This is a genomic window from Bacillus sp. DB-2, from assembly GCF_003315125.1.
GTDB lineage: Bacteria > Bacillota > Bacilli > Bacillales > Bacillaceae_G > Bacillus_A > Bacillus_A mycoides.
In genome coordinates, this window is record NZ_QNRN01000002.1 from 384388 (window position 1) to 399692 (window position 15305).

General features: G+C 35.2%; 15 protein-coding genes. 5 read left to right on the top strand and 10 right to left on the bottom strand.

What is annotated here, in order from left to right:
- The first annotated feature begins 10 nt into the window (after nucleotides 1–10).
- Together DET63_RS04920 and DET63_RS04925 are read left to right on the top strand one after the other, a co-directional pair.
- The gene (locus DET63_RS04920; RefSeq protein WP_113936036.1) at nucleotides 11–499 is read left to right on the top strand and encodes a DUF3916 domain-containing protein; all 489 of its coding nucleotides are present in this window, start codon (nucleotides 11–13) and stop codon (nucleotides 497–499) included.
- 93 nt (nucleotides 500–592) lie between these two features.
- Nucleotides 593–1270, top strand: coding sequence for a YdcF family protein (locus tag DET63_RS04925; RefSeq protein ID WP_113936037.1), 678 nt, complete (start codon nucleotides 593–595; stop codon nucleotides 1268–1270).
- A 132-nt stretch (nucleotides 1271–1402) separates the two neighbouring features.
- On the opposite strand, the gene DET63_RS04930 is transcribed toward DET63_RS04925, so the two are convergent.
- The 7 genes from DET63_RS04930 to DET63_RS04960 all read right to left on the bottom strand — a co-directional run bounded on the left by DET63_RS04930 (nucleotide 1403) and on the right by DET63_RS04960 (nucleotide 8891).
- Nucleotides 1403–1999, bottom strand: coding sequence for a hypothetical protein (locus tag DET63_RS04930; RefSeq protein WP_113936038.1), 597 nt, complete (start codon nucleotides 1997–1999; stop codon nucleotides 1403–1405).
- Nucleotides 1999–4320, bottom strand: a complete 2322-nt coding sequence (helD, locus tag DET63_RS04935; RefSeq protein WP_113936039.1) for an RNA polymerase recycling motor HelD — start codon at nucleotides 4318–4320, stop codon at nucleotides 1999–2001. The genes DET63_RS04930 and helD overlap by 1 nt, the downstream gene beginning before the upstream one ends.
- Before the next feature lie 58 nt (nucleotides 4321–4378).
- The gene (locus DET63_RS04940) at nucleotides 4379–4963 is read right to left on the bottom strand and encodes a TetR/AcrR family transcriptional regulator (protein ID WP_002087686.1); all 585 of its coding nucleotides are present in this window, start codon (nucleotides 4961–4963) and stop codon (nucleotides 4379–4381) included.
- Between the two features lie 213 nt (nucleotides 4964–5176).
- Nucleotides 5177–6793 (bottom strand): FAD-dependent oxidoreductase, encoded by a 1617-nt coding sequence (locus tag DET63_RS04945; protein WP_113936040.1) that lies wholly within the window; start codon nucleotides 6791–6793, stop codon nucleotides 5177–5179.
- Between the two features lie 420 nt (nucleotides 6794–7213).
- A complete protein-coding gene (locus DET63_RS04950) occupies nucleotides 7214–7447 on the bottom strand; it encodes a 4'-phosphopantetheinyl transferase superfamily protein (protein WP_235661786.1) in 234 nt (77 codons plus the stop codon).
- Nucleotides 7448–7565: 118 nt separating this feature from the next.
- On the bottom strand, nucleotides 7566–8492 hold the full coding sequence (locus tag DET63_RS04955; protein ID WP_113936041.1) for a DMT family transporter: 927 nt from the start codon (nucleotides 8490–8492) through the stop codon (nucleotides 7566–7568).
- Between the two features lie 78 nt (nucleotides 8493–8570).
- Nucleotides 8571–8891 (bottom strand): ArsR/SmtB family transcription factor, encoded by a 321-nt coding sequence (locus DET63_RS04960; RefSeq protein WP_000432919.1) that lies wholly within the window; start codon nucleotides 8889–8891, stop codon nucleotides 8571–8573.
- Nucleotides 8892–9294: 403 nt separating this feature from the next.
- On the opposite strand from DET63_RS04960, the gene DET63_RS04965 reads away from it, so the two are divergent.
- The 3 genes from DET63_RS04965 (at nucleotide 9295) to DET63_RS04975 (ending at nucleotide 12319) form a co-directional block, all read left to right on the top strand.
- Nucleotides 9295–10761: a protein adenylyltransferase SelO gene (locus DET63_RS04965; protein WP_113936042.1), complete on the top strand. Its 1467-nt coding sequence runs from the start codon at nucleotides 9295–9297 to the stop codon at nucleotides 10759–10761.
- 278 nt (nucleotides 10762–11039) lie between these two features.
- A complete protein-coding gene (locus DET63_RS04970) occupies nucleotides 11040–12134 on the top strand; it encodes a response regulator aspartate phosphatase (RefSeq protein WP_113936043.1) in 1095 nt (364 codons plus the stop codon).
- Complete coding sequence (locus DET63_RS04975; RefSeq protein WP_002137631.1) at nucleotides 12131–12319, top strand: Phr family secreted Rap phosphatase inhibitor; 189 nt, start codon at nucleotides 12131–12133, stop codon at nucleotides 12317–12319. Before DET63_RS04970 ends, DET63_RS04975 begins: the two co-directional genes overlap by 4 nt.
- 346 nt (nucleotides 12320–12665) lie before the next feature.
- On the opposite strand, the gene DET63_RS04980 is transcribed toward DET63_RS04975, so the two are convergent.
- The 3 genes from DET63_RS04980 to DET63_RS04990 all read right to left on the bottom strand — a co-directional run bounded on the left by DET63_RS04980 (nucleotide 12666) and on the right by DET63_RS04990 (nucleotide 15262).
- Nucleotides 12666–13271 carry an FMN-binding negative transcriptional regulator gene (locus DET63_RS04980; protein WP_113936044.1) on the bottom strand — a complete coding sequence of 202 codons (606 nt, stop codon included), beginning with the start codon at nucleotides 13269–13271 and terminating at the stop codon, nucleotides 12666–12668.
- A 245-nt stretch (nucleotides 13272–13516) separates the two neighbouring features.
- Complete coding sequence (locus tag DET63_RS04985) at nucleotides 13517–13864, bottom strand: DUF4260 domain-containing protein (RefSeq protein WP_113936045.1); 348 nt, start codon at nucleotides 13862–13864, stop codon at nucleotides 13517–13519.
- A gap of 6 nt (nucleotides 13865–13870) precedes the next feature.
- Nucleotides 13871–15262, bottom strand: coding sequence for an FAD-binding oxidoreductase (locus DET63_RS04990; RefSeq protein WP_113936046.1), 1392 nt, complete (start codon nucleotides 15260–15262; stop codon nucleotides 13871–13873).
- Nucleotides 15263–15305 lie beyond the last annotated feature (43 nt).

Consider the following 15305-nt stretch of genomic DNA (forward strand, 5'->3'; position numbering starts at 1 on the left):
AATACGCGGAATGAAACGAAAAACAAAAACTCTTATAAAAAGAATTGAAGACTCTACTAAAGCATTTCCGTCTACTTTCTATAACGATGAATACTGGCATATGCCTTTACCAGGCTCTCAAGCTTTTATCGATTCTAGTACAACACCTAGGAAAGTAAAGCGATTGTGCATTCAAACCCTGTTAAATCAAGCAAATCAATTAATGACAATGAAACCGAACGATACAAATACATATCGAGTCGTTGTTATGATCAAAATAGCAAGCTTATGGAACTCACAAATCATCATATTTAAAAACGATGACTACTTTCAAAATTTTTTCAATAGAGATAACGAATTTCAAAAATGGATTCCCCTCTCCAATGCTTCCGACTTCGGGCGTGAATGGAAAATATCAATTTCTAACAGCATCCAAACATTGCATTTCCAAGAGATAATCCATGATGAAGATGGATTTTATGATGAAGGAGAACTTTTGTTTATAGGAGAGTTATCATAAAAGGGGAACTGCCAAATGAAAAGCTTCCCTTTTTCTACTAAACAAAATCGCTATATAATGAATTTAACATTTCACTATATAGGAGGTTTTCATATGGTAATCCCTAAATATCCTGAAGTCCCACATCTTACGAAAAAACAAATTGAAGAAATAACCGAAATCGCTTTCCTAAAAAAATCAACACCACAACAGTGTGATGCAATTTTCGTTTTCGGTGGTTCCCATCCTGGTAATTGGCAAGCTCCTTTACATGCTTATCAACAAGGTTTAGGTGCACAAATTATCGTCACAGGTGGTACTAGTTTACATGGAATGAAACATCCAAACTGGCATTATGGAGATTTATCAGAATCCGAAGTAATTGTTAACAAGTTAATTGAACACGGTGTACCGGAAGATGCTATCGTTTTCGAGAAAAACTCTCTCCATTCTATCGCAAATGTAATTGAAGCTAAGAAAATCTTTGATTTTACAACAATTAATAGTTTACTATTTGTATGTAAAAGCTTAGGAGCAGGCCGGCAATATAGAGTATTAAAAAAACATTTACCAAAACATATAACTTGTATTCCATATACATTTGATACAAGTTTTGATGGTGATTTTATAATTAATAGATATAATTGGATGGAAAACGAGAAAAGTCGCTCTATGATTTTCGGCGAATACTTGAGAAATGTTTGCTACGGCCGAAAAGGTGGAATTGAACCTCCTGAGAAAGAGATTGAAGGGTTAGAAAAATACGTATCATATTACCAACATCTTGCATAATATTTTTTCAACATATAAAATATCGGGAAGCCAATATAAAGGCTTCCCGAATATTCTAATGATGCATAAATAACACTAAAATTACTTTTCCTTTTTCATTCCCCCACATAGACGCCTACCATTGTACACATATTAAGCCAACGCAGCTGGCGGCAATAATTCCGGTCCTTTCCCGATGCGCGCCAATACCCAATCATCGTAATACCACATTTCTGTTTGGCGACGACTCATCATATAATCCCAGCGTACTTCTCGCTCAAATTCAATGATTTGTCCGTCACCACCAATTGTCACCCAGTTAAAACTTCCGTTATTATGCATCATCTTTATCCATAGAACAGGAAACTCCACAGTTTGTCCCCCGTCAACATAATGTCTCGTTTGTTTTTCTATACGAAGCAAAGTTAGGCCCTTTGCATATTGTCGATCAACCTTTTCCATTACATCCATCGCTATTTTCTCTGCCTCATCCTTATGAGGTAGTTTATTAGCGTATACTGGCATCATATTCGTGTAACTTAAAAGATGCTTACTCTTTTGAGAAGTAATAGTTGTTATATGAGAGCCACCATAATTCAGTGGTTCTTCTGCTTGATAACGCTGAATTTCAACATTTACACCGTCACGTAGTTCTTCATGCTCATGCACTAATTTTACATACTTCGGAATTGGTAATAACATTGAAACTTCCTTACTACAGTTTTGAAAAGCATTTAATTGATTAGCCATTAAGCATCTCTCCCTTTACTCGTTTCGTTTTGAAATAATGCTTTCGGTACTTTCGAAAGCATTGTCGTAATCTCTCCTGCATAATATACATATAATTCATGCATCGCTCGTGTACATGCTACATAAAATAAATTCCGTTCAGATTCTTTGCTGTAAATATCACTTGAAGCATCAAATATAATAACAGCGTCGAACTCTATCCCTTTTGCTAAATAAGCAGGAATAATAACAACGCCCTTCTCATAAGTCGTATTTTCTTTCTGCACAAAATGGTAGTCTAATTTATCCCTTATTAACTCCATAGCCTTCATACATTCTTCATTGGTTTTACAAATGATCGCAATTGATTTATGACCTTTCTCTTGCAAATCTCTTGCTTTATCAATGATACTTTCCACACGCTCTTGTTCATCATTCACTTTTATACATAACGGCTTCTTACCATCCCGATTAAAAGCTTCAATTTCTTTCCCGTTCGGAATGATATGTTTTGTAAGTTCAATAATAGGTTTTGCTGAGCGATAACTACGATTTAACTGAATGGTTTCTACTTTGCTATTTGCAAACAACGTTGAAATTATATTTGTTCCTCTATTACTAGCATGAGCGAAAATGTTTTGATTTACATCACCGAGCAACGTCCACTTTGCCTTCGGAAACAGTCGTTTCATAAACGCTAATTGAAATGGTGTATAATCTTGTACTTCATCAACAAATACAAATTTCACAAGATGGTTCGTTTTAAAACCTTCTATTAATTCTTTTAAAAATAAATAAGGAGCTACATCTTCATATGCTAATCGCTTTTCCTCTAAACACTTTACTGTTTGCTTACATATTTCTTCCCAACCATCCGGTGCGAAAACATCTTTCTGGATCGTTTCAAAGCACTGCTGAAATATTGCAGAATGATTTACAAAAGCTAAAGATTTCACCTTTCTTCGCACCGAACGGAAATGCTTTCTCACTACATATTTCGTTAACACTTCATGCTCTTTCTCGTAATAATCAAATTGATTATCCTTCTCTAACTTTTCATACAAACGATTATAATCTTCTTTATTTAAATATTGAATTTCCCGCTCTACCCATTCTTTTTTCGCTTCTTTCTTTTCAAAGCTATTTAATTTTTTACTAATCCATTCCGTTACAAGTTGCATTCGATTCGGTATTGAAATGGCTGTGTTTAGGGAATAAAAATAATCATATATTGCATTTGCATGTATGATTATTTCCCCTTTAAATGTTACATCATGAAATTGCATCCCTTTTTCACCAAGGTTTCTCGCATACTTTTCAATCAGCCCCATAAATTCAATTGATGATTTATATTGAATTCCTTTTAGCCTCGTTTCATACACGTTTTCCTGTTCTTTCGTTAACATGTATTCTAACTGCGAAAAAGGATCTTCTACAGTAAAACTTTTTCCAATCATATGTTCCATGTATGCTTGGATAGTTGTTTGTTGCATATTCTCCTCACCAAGCTCTGGTAAGACGTTAGCAATATAGCTATTGAACAACTCATTCGGAGAAAATAGCAAAATTTGATCCGCGTTTACTGTCCCGCGGTAACGATATAATAAATACGCAACCCGTTGCAGAGCTGCTGAAGTTTTCCCACTTCCAGCCGTCCCTTGCACAATTAGTACATCACTTTTATCGTTTCGAATAATTTTGTTCTGTTCCTTTTGAATTGTCGCTACAATACTTTTCATTTGTTCACTTGCATTTCTTCCTAACGCTTCTTGAAGGAGTTCATCCCCTATCGTTACACCTGTATCGAACATACTTTGAATGTTACCATTTCGGATAATATATTGACGTTTCAAAAGTAAGTCACCTGATATTGTCCCCATTGGCGCTATATACTTTGCACTTCCTAAAGAATAATCGTAATAAAGACTAGAAATAGGTGCGCGCCAATCATATACTAAAAATTCATCTGTCTCTTTATCATAAAAAGAGCCGATACCAATATAGATCTCATCAGTATCCACCTCTTGTTCTTCTTTAAAATCAATTCTTCCAAAGTACGGTGTATCTTTTATTTTCGTTAAAAGATTATATTCATTTTTCGCATGTCGATGGGTATGCTCCCTTTCCGAAAGAATCTCGGCCTCTTGCCTAATACTAGCCGCCGTTTCAACCGCCTCTTTAATATTATCTATATTTACTTTTACATCTTCCCAAAAGTTTTTTCTTATATTTACAATTTCAGACTTCATCGAACCAACTCGGCTGTCCAGCTCATTCAGTTCCTCGTCTACTTTTTCAATGACTACATTTACACGTTGTTGTTCTTCTTTATAATGACTCATATAATCTCCCCTTCTCATTACGTTTCCTGATTGAAAGCCTTATATGATACGAAGTTCTTTACTTTTGAAAAATACCACGCGCAACAATTTCCCATGACTTTTGAAATTCTTCGTTTATCTTCTCTTCTTTCCATCGCTCAGAAAAAGCAGGGTGGTAGAACGGTGAAAGGAGTCCAAAAATCGTATGCGCTAAAAATAAACTGTCTTGTTTTTCAATCTCGTTACGCTCTATCCCTTGATTTATAACCTTCTCCAATTGTCTAACTAATCTTTCTTCGTGTTTTTGGATAACAGCATTTTTTTGCTGAACTAACGAACTATTCAATGTAAATAGCTCTTCATTTTCCAGTAACTCTTTCTGTTTAAGTTGGAACAAACATAAGAACCACTCTTGTAAAATCACTGCTGTTTCTCCGTCTTTCCCACTAATTTTCTCAAGTTGATCCGAATACTTTAATAACCATCTTTCCAAAATAGCGTCTCGAAGTGCTGCCTTACTACGAAAATAAGAGTATAAAGCTGCATGACTAACATCAAGTGATTTCGCAATACTAACGAGTGTCGTCCTACTCCATCCATATTTAATCAATTCCTTTTCCGCTGCATCCAAAACAACATTTTTCGTCAATGCCTTTTCAGTCATTTCTTTCACCATCCATTTTGTTTATATAATAAAATTATCTTCTGTTATTTCAACAACTTACATTTTTTATTATTTGTAAGTTGCAATCAAAAAAATTCATCTTTCAAGTAGGTTATAAGATTAGCACATCCGCTTACAACTTACAATATTTTATTTTTGTAAGTTGTAAGCAATAAAACCACCGCTTTTGAAATACAAGCGGTGGTTTTATATTTAATTACATAATAAACGATTCATTATCTCTTCAAGTAATATACCCGGCTTTACTACCTCATTTTCCGTACGCCATCCAATAAATCCATCTGGTCTTATTACTACCGCTCCTCCATTTTCTATCCCGTATAGTTTTCTAAAAAAGTTACCTTGATCGATAAAATCACCAGTTAAACCTACCTGATACACTTTTATCTTTACTCCTAATCGGGATGAAACAACATTTGCAGCTTCATTCCAAGCACTAGGCTCTGCTCCAGTAAGTAACACAAAGTTGCTACCAAATAGATCAAGTATAGAAACTTCATTTCCTTCATAAGTTCCCCAAAAATGTGGCGCACGCGTTCCCGGGCGTCCGTTCAAATCAACTATATTCATTCTATGCGATGTGTTACATTCGTCTATAATTGCTTCTGAGCAATACTGATAACCAGCAGTGACAGCTAAACTATCCATATTACTCAAATTACCTTCCTCTCTATTCGCAGCACGAAATAATATACTACTCGCATGGTCCGTCGTTAATTTTGCAACAGGATATCTCTCGTCATGATACGTTTCTAACAATTTTGGATTTGCTTTCCCTTTTATAACAGCCGCTAATTTCCAAGCTAAATTATGTGCATCTTGTATTCCTGTGTTTGAACCGAATCCTCCTGTTGGCGGCATAATATGCGCCGAGTCACCAACTAAAAAGATGCGATTGTCCTGAAATTTTACCGCTGTACTTTCACTCGCTTCCCACGGCAAAACACTTACTATTTCTGGCTTAATATCCGTACTTCCAATTGCAGTTTGAATAATTTGTTTACAGCGTTCTATAGAGAAATCCTCTGGTCGCTCCCCTTTTACTGGATCATATGCTACATGATAAATCCATTTACTTTCGTTATCGACTGGAATAAGCGCACCAATTACTTCTGGATGAAGTATCATAGTAAAACCGAATGCGTCTCCTTTAATAAATTCACTCAAATCCGCTTCAAAATATATGTTCATATAATAACCACCGATTGTACCACGGCCCTCAGTTAGAATACCTAGCTGTTCACGTATTTTACTTTTCGCTCCATCTGCTGCAATTACATAATCACAATGAATCATGCTCTCTTCTTTCGTGTCACGATTTCGAATAGTTGCTATTACTCCGTTCTCATTTTGTTCATAAGAAACCAGTTCATGATAAAAAGATAGCTCTCCGCCTAATTTTTTCGCGCATTGTAACATCATCTCTTCTAAAGTAATTTGATAACAAGCAGTTTGTTTTGATGGGCTAATCTCTTCCACTTTACGAAATAAATTTTCGTTATTTTCATACTGCGCCGCCCTTATTTGTTCCAACTCTTCATGCTTTACCTCAGCTATTGTTTGAACTGCAATTCTCCCGTGACAATTCTCTAATGCTTTACCAGCTAATCTAATTCCTTTTTCTAGACCCAGTTCTCGGAATAATTCCATTGTGCGAAATGTAATTCCACCCGCTTTCGGATGAATCGCAGTAGACGGATGCCTTTCAATAAGTACATAATCAATGTTATGTTTCGCAAGAAATAATGCAGACGATAATCCTGATAATCCCCCTCCAACAATTAAAACTGGTACATGTTTCGATTCCATACATTTTCCCTCCACATATATTCTTCTGAGCTCAGTGACATAAATATAATCAAAAAACCAACAAAAATATAGACTTATATTTCATTTTGAATTATCATATAGATAGATTACGCCCCAAATTACTTTTTTCCTTTTATACATCTACAACTATGAAGACTGTGTATGAATAAAAGGAAAAAACAAAAAGAGCCTTCGTTATATGAACTGTATCCCGAATCATGGGCACTTAAAAAAAGCCCCATGATTCGGGTTTTTTGTGTATTTTTATCAAAAAACCTCGTTATACTGGAACCAACGATAGAAATGAGGTACGGAGAATGAATGATGCATTGACTTTAAGTTAATTAGATTGATAAGAAAAAACCTATGCCCATGCATAGGTTTTTTTGTTCATTTCCTTCTATTATAATAGTAGATTAATTACGCAAAATGAGTATCAGTCCAAATTACTTGTGATATCACACTCGTACTGTTTCTTGTCACATCAATATGAAATTGATCTTCTGCCGTAATGTGACAGGTTTGTCTTGCTGCTGCGCTAAAATGTATTTCGTATTTCCCATCAATGTTTACTATCTCTATATCTTTCCACATGGTGTTCTTTTGAAAGCCAGTACCGATTGCCTTTACTGTCGCTTCTTTGATACACCACATAATAGAATAATTGATATAATTTTCTTTTGCCCACAGTACTTCTTACTTTGTAAATAGCTTTTGAAGTATTTTTTTATTCTTCCATCTTTCAATCTCTGTAATATCGATGCCTATTCCTTTAATCATTTAAAGCGACTTTCTTGCTTTGATTTGCCGATTTTGCAGTCGCGATATATACACCGATTAATACAAATAACATACCGATTACTTCTTTCCAACTCATGACAGAACCATAGAATACGACAGAAATTAAAGTCGTAACGATTGGTGTAAGGTTCAGATACATGCTCGCTTTGCTCGCCCCGATTTGCTCTACACCTTTATTGAAAATAATATATCCAACGAGCGTACCACATACAACCATATAAAACATTTCTAACCAGCTTTGTGCAGACATACTAGGTACTTTGTCCCAACCCCCTTCATATAAGGAAGAGATTGCTAGGAAAACAGAACCCATAACAGTCATTATTGTCGTAGCAAATAATGGTGAAACGTCTTTCATGACAGCTTTCCCTACTAAACCATATATAACGCCGCATGCTAGAGCTGCTAAAAACAATAAATCCCCAACATTAAATGCTAAGGAAAGTAACATATCAAGAGATCCTTTTGTAATCACGATAATAACACCGACTAAAGATAGTACTAAACTGATTCCGACTTTACTGTTCCATTTTTCATTTAAAAAAAGAATCGAACCTAGTGTAACGAAGATTGGCATGGTTGCAATAATTAATGAACCATTGATAGCGGACGTATAGTGTACACCTAAAAAGAATAAAGCGTTATAGCCGAAAATACCAGTTAACGCAACGAGTAATAGTCCTTTCCATCCTTTCTTGATAGAAGCCATATCCCATTCTGATTTAATTGTTAAATACACCATCAGGATGACACCTGCGATACCGAAACGAAGAGTAGCTGCGACTAATGACGGGATTTCAGTTACAACATGTTCAGCTGTCGAGAAGGAACCGCCCCAAAACAAAGGAACTAGTAGAAGTAAGAAATAAATCTTGTTTGATTGGTTTTGATTTTGCATCTTTGTACCTCCTATTTAGTTAAATGTGTAAGTTTCACGTTTACATGTTCAAACTTATAAACATGTTATGCAAAAAAATTAATACCCTGCTTCAATCGCAGATACTAATTCTTTCATATAAATAACGAAATTACTGGTTGTCAAAGAATAATATACTTCTTTTCCGTGTTTCTTTGGTCTAACCAATTCTGCTTGCTTTAATATTTTTAAATGATGGGATACTGCAGGTCTAGAAATTGACATTTGTTCTGTTATTTGAGTTACATTTAAACCATCGGTTTTAAGTAAAATCATGATAATTTGTTGCCGATTTACATCGCCCAATGCTTGGAAAATGGGAGTCGTCAAATTGAATTGTTCAAGAATGTTTTCTCTGTTTTTGCATTCGTAATTTTCCATGATTCGCATCCTTTTTAATAAATATATTTATAATGATACCATCCGCGTGGGGTTAATGAGGTAATGTCGCTGATGGTATCCCAACTATTGTAAGTATATCATCTTTCCTAACAGAAGTTAGTAAATATAGGAATTGAAATTCGAAAATTTCTTTTGCTTCTATTAACATAAAAAGTTCTGCTAAATGAATCATGTTCTCCATATCTGATAAGATCGTTTTGTTTTTATGACAGTTAAATGGACACAATGTAATGAAGTCCTTACAATAGATTTCAAGGGGATAATTCATAATAAACGTATAATATTTTTAGTTAACCTCACACAGAATACATATAAGTACAAGTAAATAATTAATAACCAATTACAATTGAAATTTCAAAATACACAAAAAGGAGGAGATACGATGACTAATAAAAACGAAACTGGTTGGAACTTAGAGAGTAGCTATACTGACCTGCCAAAATCATTTTTCACCGAAATCCCCCCAACTCCTGTACACTCACCGGGGTTAATTAAACTAAATAATTCTTTAGCAATATCTCTCGGCTTTAATCCTGAGGAACTAAAAAAAGACGCTGAAGTTGCCATTTTAGCTGGTAACGCAATCCCAGAAAGAGCTCACCCGCTAGCTCAGGCGTATGCTGGGCACCAATTTGGTCATTTCAACATGTTAGGAGATGGTCGTGCCCTTTTAATTGGAGAACAAATTACTCCTTCAGGCGAACGGTTTGATATTCAATTGAAAGGTTCCGGTCCAACTCCATATTCGCGCCGTGGTGATGGCCGCGCTGCACTCGGTCCGATGCTACGTGAGTATATTATTAGTGAAGCGATGTACGCGCTTGATATTCCAACTACTCGCAGTTTAGCAGTAGTCTCAACTGGCGAACCAATCTATCGCGAAACGAAGTTACCTGGAGCTATTTTAACTAGAGTTGCAAGCAGTCATATACGCGTTGGAACATTCCAATACGCCGCAGCTCGAGGCTCAATCGAAGATCTCAAAGCTTTAGCTGATTATACGATAAAAAGACATTATCCAGAGGTTGAATCTACTGAAAATCCATATGTCGCACTACTACAAGAAGTCATTAAGAGACAAGCAAGCCTTATCGCAAAATGGCAACTCGTTGGCTTCATTCACGGCGTAATGAACACTGACAATATAACGATTAGCGGTGAAACGATTGATTACGGTCCATGTGCCTTTATGGATAGTTATAATCAAGGAACAGTATTTAGCTCTATTGACACACAAGGCCGTTATGCATACGGAAATCAACCATATATGGCTGCATGGGATCTCGCACGTTTAGCTGAATCTTTAATACCGATACTACACGAAGATGAAGAAGCAGCGCTAAAGATTGCACAAGATGAAATTTCAAAGTTTAGCGTGCAGTACGAAAACAATTGGTTCCTCGGAATGAAGAAGAAATTAGGACTATTTAGCAATGAAGAGCATGATCAATCACTTATTGAGAAACTTTTAAAAGCGATGGAAAAATATAAAGCAGATTATACAAATACATTCCGTGCATTAACTGACAATACATTAGAAAATGCACCTTTATTTGAAAGTCCTGAATTTAAAGAATGGTACGAGCTATGGCAATCTCGGTTAGAAAGACAAAAAGAATCACAAGATGATGCCTACAAGTTGATGAAAAATAACAACCCAGTAATCATCCCCAGGAACCACAGAGTAGAAGAAGCACTAGAAGCAGCTGTTAAAGATGGAGACTATAGCGTAATGGAGAAACTTCTTCAAGCTTTAGCAAATCCTTATGAATATTCTCAAGAACAAGCGGATTACTGCACGCCTCCTGTGCCGTCTAATCGTCCTTATCGTACTTTTTGCGGGACGTGATTGTGTAATACTTTTTTAAAAGGTGTGTTCATACAAATTGTGTGAACGCACCTTTTTATACATTTCCCTTTCAAAAAAGCGGACTGAAGCACCCTTTAGCTATCCTTACTAAATTCCACTCCCTCCTTCCTTAAACTAAATATCAAAACTATCTTTATTCCAATTTGTTTAATAGTAAATCTACTAAATAAATGTTGAGAAATATAAAACATCATTTCTAAATATTGTTATTTTTGATACTATATTTTATAAGAATATTCAAAAAGCGAGGGGATTTCATGAACGTTCAACTACAAGGTAATGAACAAATTACGAAATTATTTAATGATTGGTATTTAGCTATGCTAAAGCAAGATGTTTCACAGGCAACGAATTTAAAGCATGAAATTGAGGAAAAGGAACTAAACTTTGAAGAAGATGAAAACTTAGCATTATATCATTCATTACTAGACTTTCGATTTAAAGTTTTAGCAGATAGTTTAAGCATTTCAAAAGATAGTTTTGATAAAATAGATTCTTACGTAATCTCATCTAATCACCCACTGTCTTACTACTATCATTTCTTTAAAGGCATTTATGCAACTTTAACCACAGACTATAACTTAGCTAGCGAGCATTATGAACAGGCTAAATTATTATTAGTAAATAACACTGATAATCTAGAGCAGGCTGAATTTTATTATCGAATGGCTATTTTCCATTATCACTTTTACCAACCAATTGAATCTATTGAATATGCGACAAAGGCTAAAGAGATTTTCAATAAACAAGCTGGCTACGAAGTTAAAGTTGGATTATGTAAAAATACATTAGGTGCCTCATTTGTATATTTAAAACAATATGAACAAGCAGAAGAGCAATATAATTCAGCAATACACCTTTTACAAAAATCCGATGAAAAAGAATTAATTTTAAGTGTACGTAATAATTTGGGTTGGTTATATGCCAGTCAAAACCTCTCCACACTCGCAATACGTCACCTATCAGAAGTAACTGAAAAGAGGCCTACACATTTCAAAGCTCTCTTCTTACAAGCAAGAGAACACTCTAAACTAGATGAAACAAGTATTGCTGAGGGGTTAATCCAAAAAGGATTAAAAATTTGTATGGAATTAAATAATGAAGAATATATATATCATTTTAAAATTCTAAACGAAATAAATAATAATGTTCCTTCTGAAGAATTAGAAACAATTATTCTTAAAGGAATTACGTATTTCGACAAAGAATTATTATATAACTACACTCAAGAATACTCAGAAAAATTAGCTGTTAAATTTTATGGTGAAAATAACCACATTAAGGCAAGCGAATATTTTCATAAGGCGTTACAGGCAAAAGAAAAAACATTTGAGAAAGGGGCATTGAAATGATTAAAAAAATTGGCTCTGTTTTTTTAGGACTATCTGTTTTCGGTATTTTAGCTACTGGTATTCATAGTTCAATTACATACCAAGCGGGTCATGCTGATCTTCCTGCACCACAAAGACCTGACTTTGTTCAATCTGTTGACGTAAGTAAAGACTACAACTCAACAACAGCTGTAAAAGCGCTTTAAAAACGAAAGACCTTCCATTAAGAAGGTCTTTTTTAAATGCACTTATTTAGTTAATGTAATCGAATATTTCTTCATACAGGGCTTTCCATATGCCTCCGACGGGATTCGAACCCGCACTCCTTTCGTAAGCATAGACTGAGGGGAACACGCTTCCCTACGGAATTTCACCGACAGGAATTCCGCCTGTCTCAGCTTATTTGCTTTTCGGTGCTTCTGAAACCTTCGCCTTGCGACCCGGTGCGACATGTTTTCCGGCGCTCTTCCCTTCTAGAGCTACGGAGGCATTTTCTTTTAAGTAAAAATATATTTTCTACAAAATTAGTAAATTACCTTCATTTCACAGAACTTATTTTGTTCCTTTCATCAACTCCGCAATCTCTCTACTCCCCTCACTACCAACTTTCTCAAGTTTTTCAATAACTAAATTCCGCCTCTCCACAGAATGATTTTGACTTAACTTCGCCTTTCCTTCTATTTTATTTATCTTTACTTTGAACCCAACTATCCCTTTACTTAATCCTGCCATATAATTCGAATCTACTTCATTTAGCGAGTAGGTACTCTGTGGGTCTTCATATTTATGTACTAAATCTTGAAGAGAATTTAATAATTCCTGTTCATCCTCAACAACTTCTAACTCTCCATATACATGTACTGCAACATAGTTCCACGTTGGTACAGCTTTGTTTGTTTCATACCACGACGGCGATATGTAACTGTGTGGTCCTTGGAATATTGCTAATACTTCTTGATTCTCAATATCTTTCCACTGTTCATTCGGACGTGCGAAATGGCCATGTAAAGTTAGAGTCTCCCTATTTAATAACAACGGTAAGTGCGTTGCATATGGTTCCCCGTTATGTTGAGAAAATAAAGTTGCAAAGCTATTTTGTTCAATCATTTCGTACTTCGTCTCTTCATCTTTTATAGTGAAATGTTTTGGTATGTACATAAGCTCCCTCTTTTCTTATCTTCTTATTTCCCATTATATTTACGAGATTTATTATTTGGCAGGGGCAGATTGTAATTGTTTTATAAGGTCAGTTCATATAGTAAAACCTCTTCTTCAAAAATAATAGGTGGCATTATATGATTTCTGCCACCTTAGTCTATTTTCGTATTGATACAAACTCTTCTATTCAACGATCCTTCATAGCTTTTTCTAATACATATTCAATGAATTCCGTTTTACCTAAGCTATAACCTCTGAATATGCGTATCCTTAAAATCAGTTTCATACTTCAATCCATACCCAAGCATTCGATCCATTCCAATATGTGCTGTCCATATTAAACCAACCATTAAAATTGTATCCATCTTTACATAGACCCCTATTAAAACAAGTAATATTGATATGATATATGTGTGAAATAGATTATAAATTTGTGCACCAACACGTTTGTTAATAGCGTACGCCACCATTGCTAAATCAGGTGCAAAAAGTAATACGATAAATAATAACCAACTAAATCCACATAATGCATATATATAAATCGCAGCTAATAAGACGACCAATCCTTCAAAGTGTATAATTCGTTTCTCCAAAATTCATCATTCCTTATCTGTTAGCTTGAAAATTTTATTCGGATTTAAAATATTTTGCGGATCAAGAGCTTTCTTTATTTTCTCCATTACCAATAATGCCGCACCATGTTCTTCTTCTTGATACTTCTGCTTTCCTATTCCAACGCCATGCTCTCCTGTACAAGTTCCGCCACGCTTAAGAGCATACAGTACAATACTTTCATTTATTTCATCCGCTTTTTTCACTTCATCTTTATCATTTGGATCAATCATTAAGAGCACGTGAAAATTCCCGTCTCCTACATGGCCAAGAATACCACCAACAAGGCCCACCTTATCTAACGTCTCTTTCGCATTTTGAATCGCGCCAGCTAACTCTGAAATTGGCACACATACATCTGTACTCATTAGCTTTTTGCCAGGGTAACTATGAACGTAAGAATAAGCTAAGTTATGTCTTGCATCCCATAATTTATTTCTTGCCGCAGTTTCAGTTTCAAAAGCAACTTCTTTACATTTATGATCAAAAACAATTTCCTTCGTAAACTCGATATCTTGCGTTAGCCCTGCTTCATTTCCGTGAAACTCTAAAAACAGTGTTGGTTCTTCTCTGTAATTTGTTTCATTGTAATGATTTACTTGTTTCATAGATAATTCATCAACAAGTTCTATTCTCGCAATTGGAATACCAGCTTGTAGTATATTAATAACAGCTTCTACTGCATCATTTATAGTTGGAAACGATGCTCTCGCAGCCATAACATGTTCTGGTATGCCGTATACTTTTAATGTTAGCTCTGTAAAGCATCCAAGCGTACCCTCTGATCCTACGAAAATACCATTTAAATGATAACCTGATGATGACTTCGCCGCTAAATTGCCAGTATGTATCACTTGCCCATCAGCAAGCACCACTTCTAAATCACGAACTTGATCACGCATTACGCCATACTTAACCGCTGTCGTTCCGCTCGCATTCGTAGCAGCCATGCCTCCTAACGTTGCATCTGCACCTGGATCTACACTAAAAAACAAACCGTACTTTTTCAATTCTTTATTGAGCTGAGAACGAGTCACTCCTGGTTGTACTTTCACAAGAAAATCTTTCTCTCTTATTTCAAGTATTTTGTTCATTAATGAAAAATCAACTGTAATCCCCTTTTCATAAGGAATTATATGACCTTCTAAACTAGAACCTACTCCAAATGGAATGACAGGTTTTTTATGCTCACTCGCTACTTTCATTATTGCTCTAACCTCTTCCATCGTTTTTGGAAAAACAACTACATCAGGTAAACTACTAGTATGGTAAGATTCATCTTTACTATGTAACTCTCTTACTGTCTTATTAACCACTACTTGCTCTTCAGGAAGTACATCCTTTAATTCATTTACTAAACGTTCAATTGTTATTTCCATTACGTACTCTCCTTTTATATTATTTACGCCACATTAATTATAC

Coding starts and splice junctions, on each gene's coding strand:
- DET63_RS04975 (WP_002137631.1), top strand. CDS start 12,131: ATGATTAAAAAAATTGGCTCTGTTTTTTTAGGACTATCTGTTTTCGGT.
- DET63_RS04925 (WP_113936037.1), top strand. CDS start 593: ATGGTAATCCCTAAATATCCTGAAGTCCCACATCTTACGAAAAAACAA.
- DET63_RS04965 (WP_113936042.1), top strand. CDS start 9,295: ATGACTAATAAAAACGAAACTGGTTGGAACTTAGAGAGTAGCTATACT.
- DET63_RS04920 (WP_113936036.1), top strand. CDS start 11: ATGAAACGAAAAACAAAAACTCTTATAAAAAGAATTGAAGACTCTACT.
- DET63_RS04980 (WP_113936044.1), bottom strand. CDS start 13,271: ATGTACATACCAAAACATTTCACTATAAAAGATGAAGAGACGAAGTAC.
- DET63_RS04945 (WP_113936040.1), bottom strand. CDS start 6,793: ATGGAATCGAAACATGTACCAGTTTTAATTGTTGGAGGGGGATTATCA.
- DET63_RS04940 (WP_002087686.1), bottom strand. CDS start 4,963: ATGACTGAAAAGGCATTGACGAAAAATGTTGTTTTGGATGCAGCGGAA.
- helD (WP_113936039.1), bottom strand. CDS start 4,320: ATGAGTCATTATAAAGAAGAACAACAACGTGTAAATGTAGTCATTGAA.
- DET63_RS04990 (WP_113936046.1), bottom strand. CDS start 15,262: ATGGAAATAACAATTGAACGTTTAGTAAATGAATTAAAGGATGTACTT.
- DET63_RS04955 (WP_113936041.1), bottom strand. CDS start 8,492: ATGCAAAATCAAAACCAATCAAACAAGATTTATTTCTTACTTCTACTA.
- DET63_RS04950 (WP_235661786.1), bottom strand. CDS start 7,447: ATGTGGTGTATCAAAGAAGCGACAGTAAAGGCAATCGGTACTGGCTTT.
- DET63_RS04930 (WP_113936038.1), bottom strand. CDS start 1,999: ATGGCTAATCAATTAAATGCTTTTCAAAACTGTAGTAAGGAAGTTTCA.
- DET63_RS04970 (WP_113936043.1), top strand. CDS start 11,040: ATGAACGTTCAACTACAAGGTAATGAACAAATTACGAAATTATTTAAT.
- DET63_RS04960 (WP_000432919.1), bottom strand. CDS start 8,891: ATGGAAAATTACGAATGCAAAAACAGAGAAAACATTCTTGAACAATTC.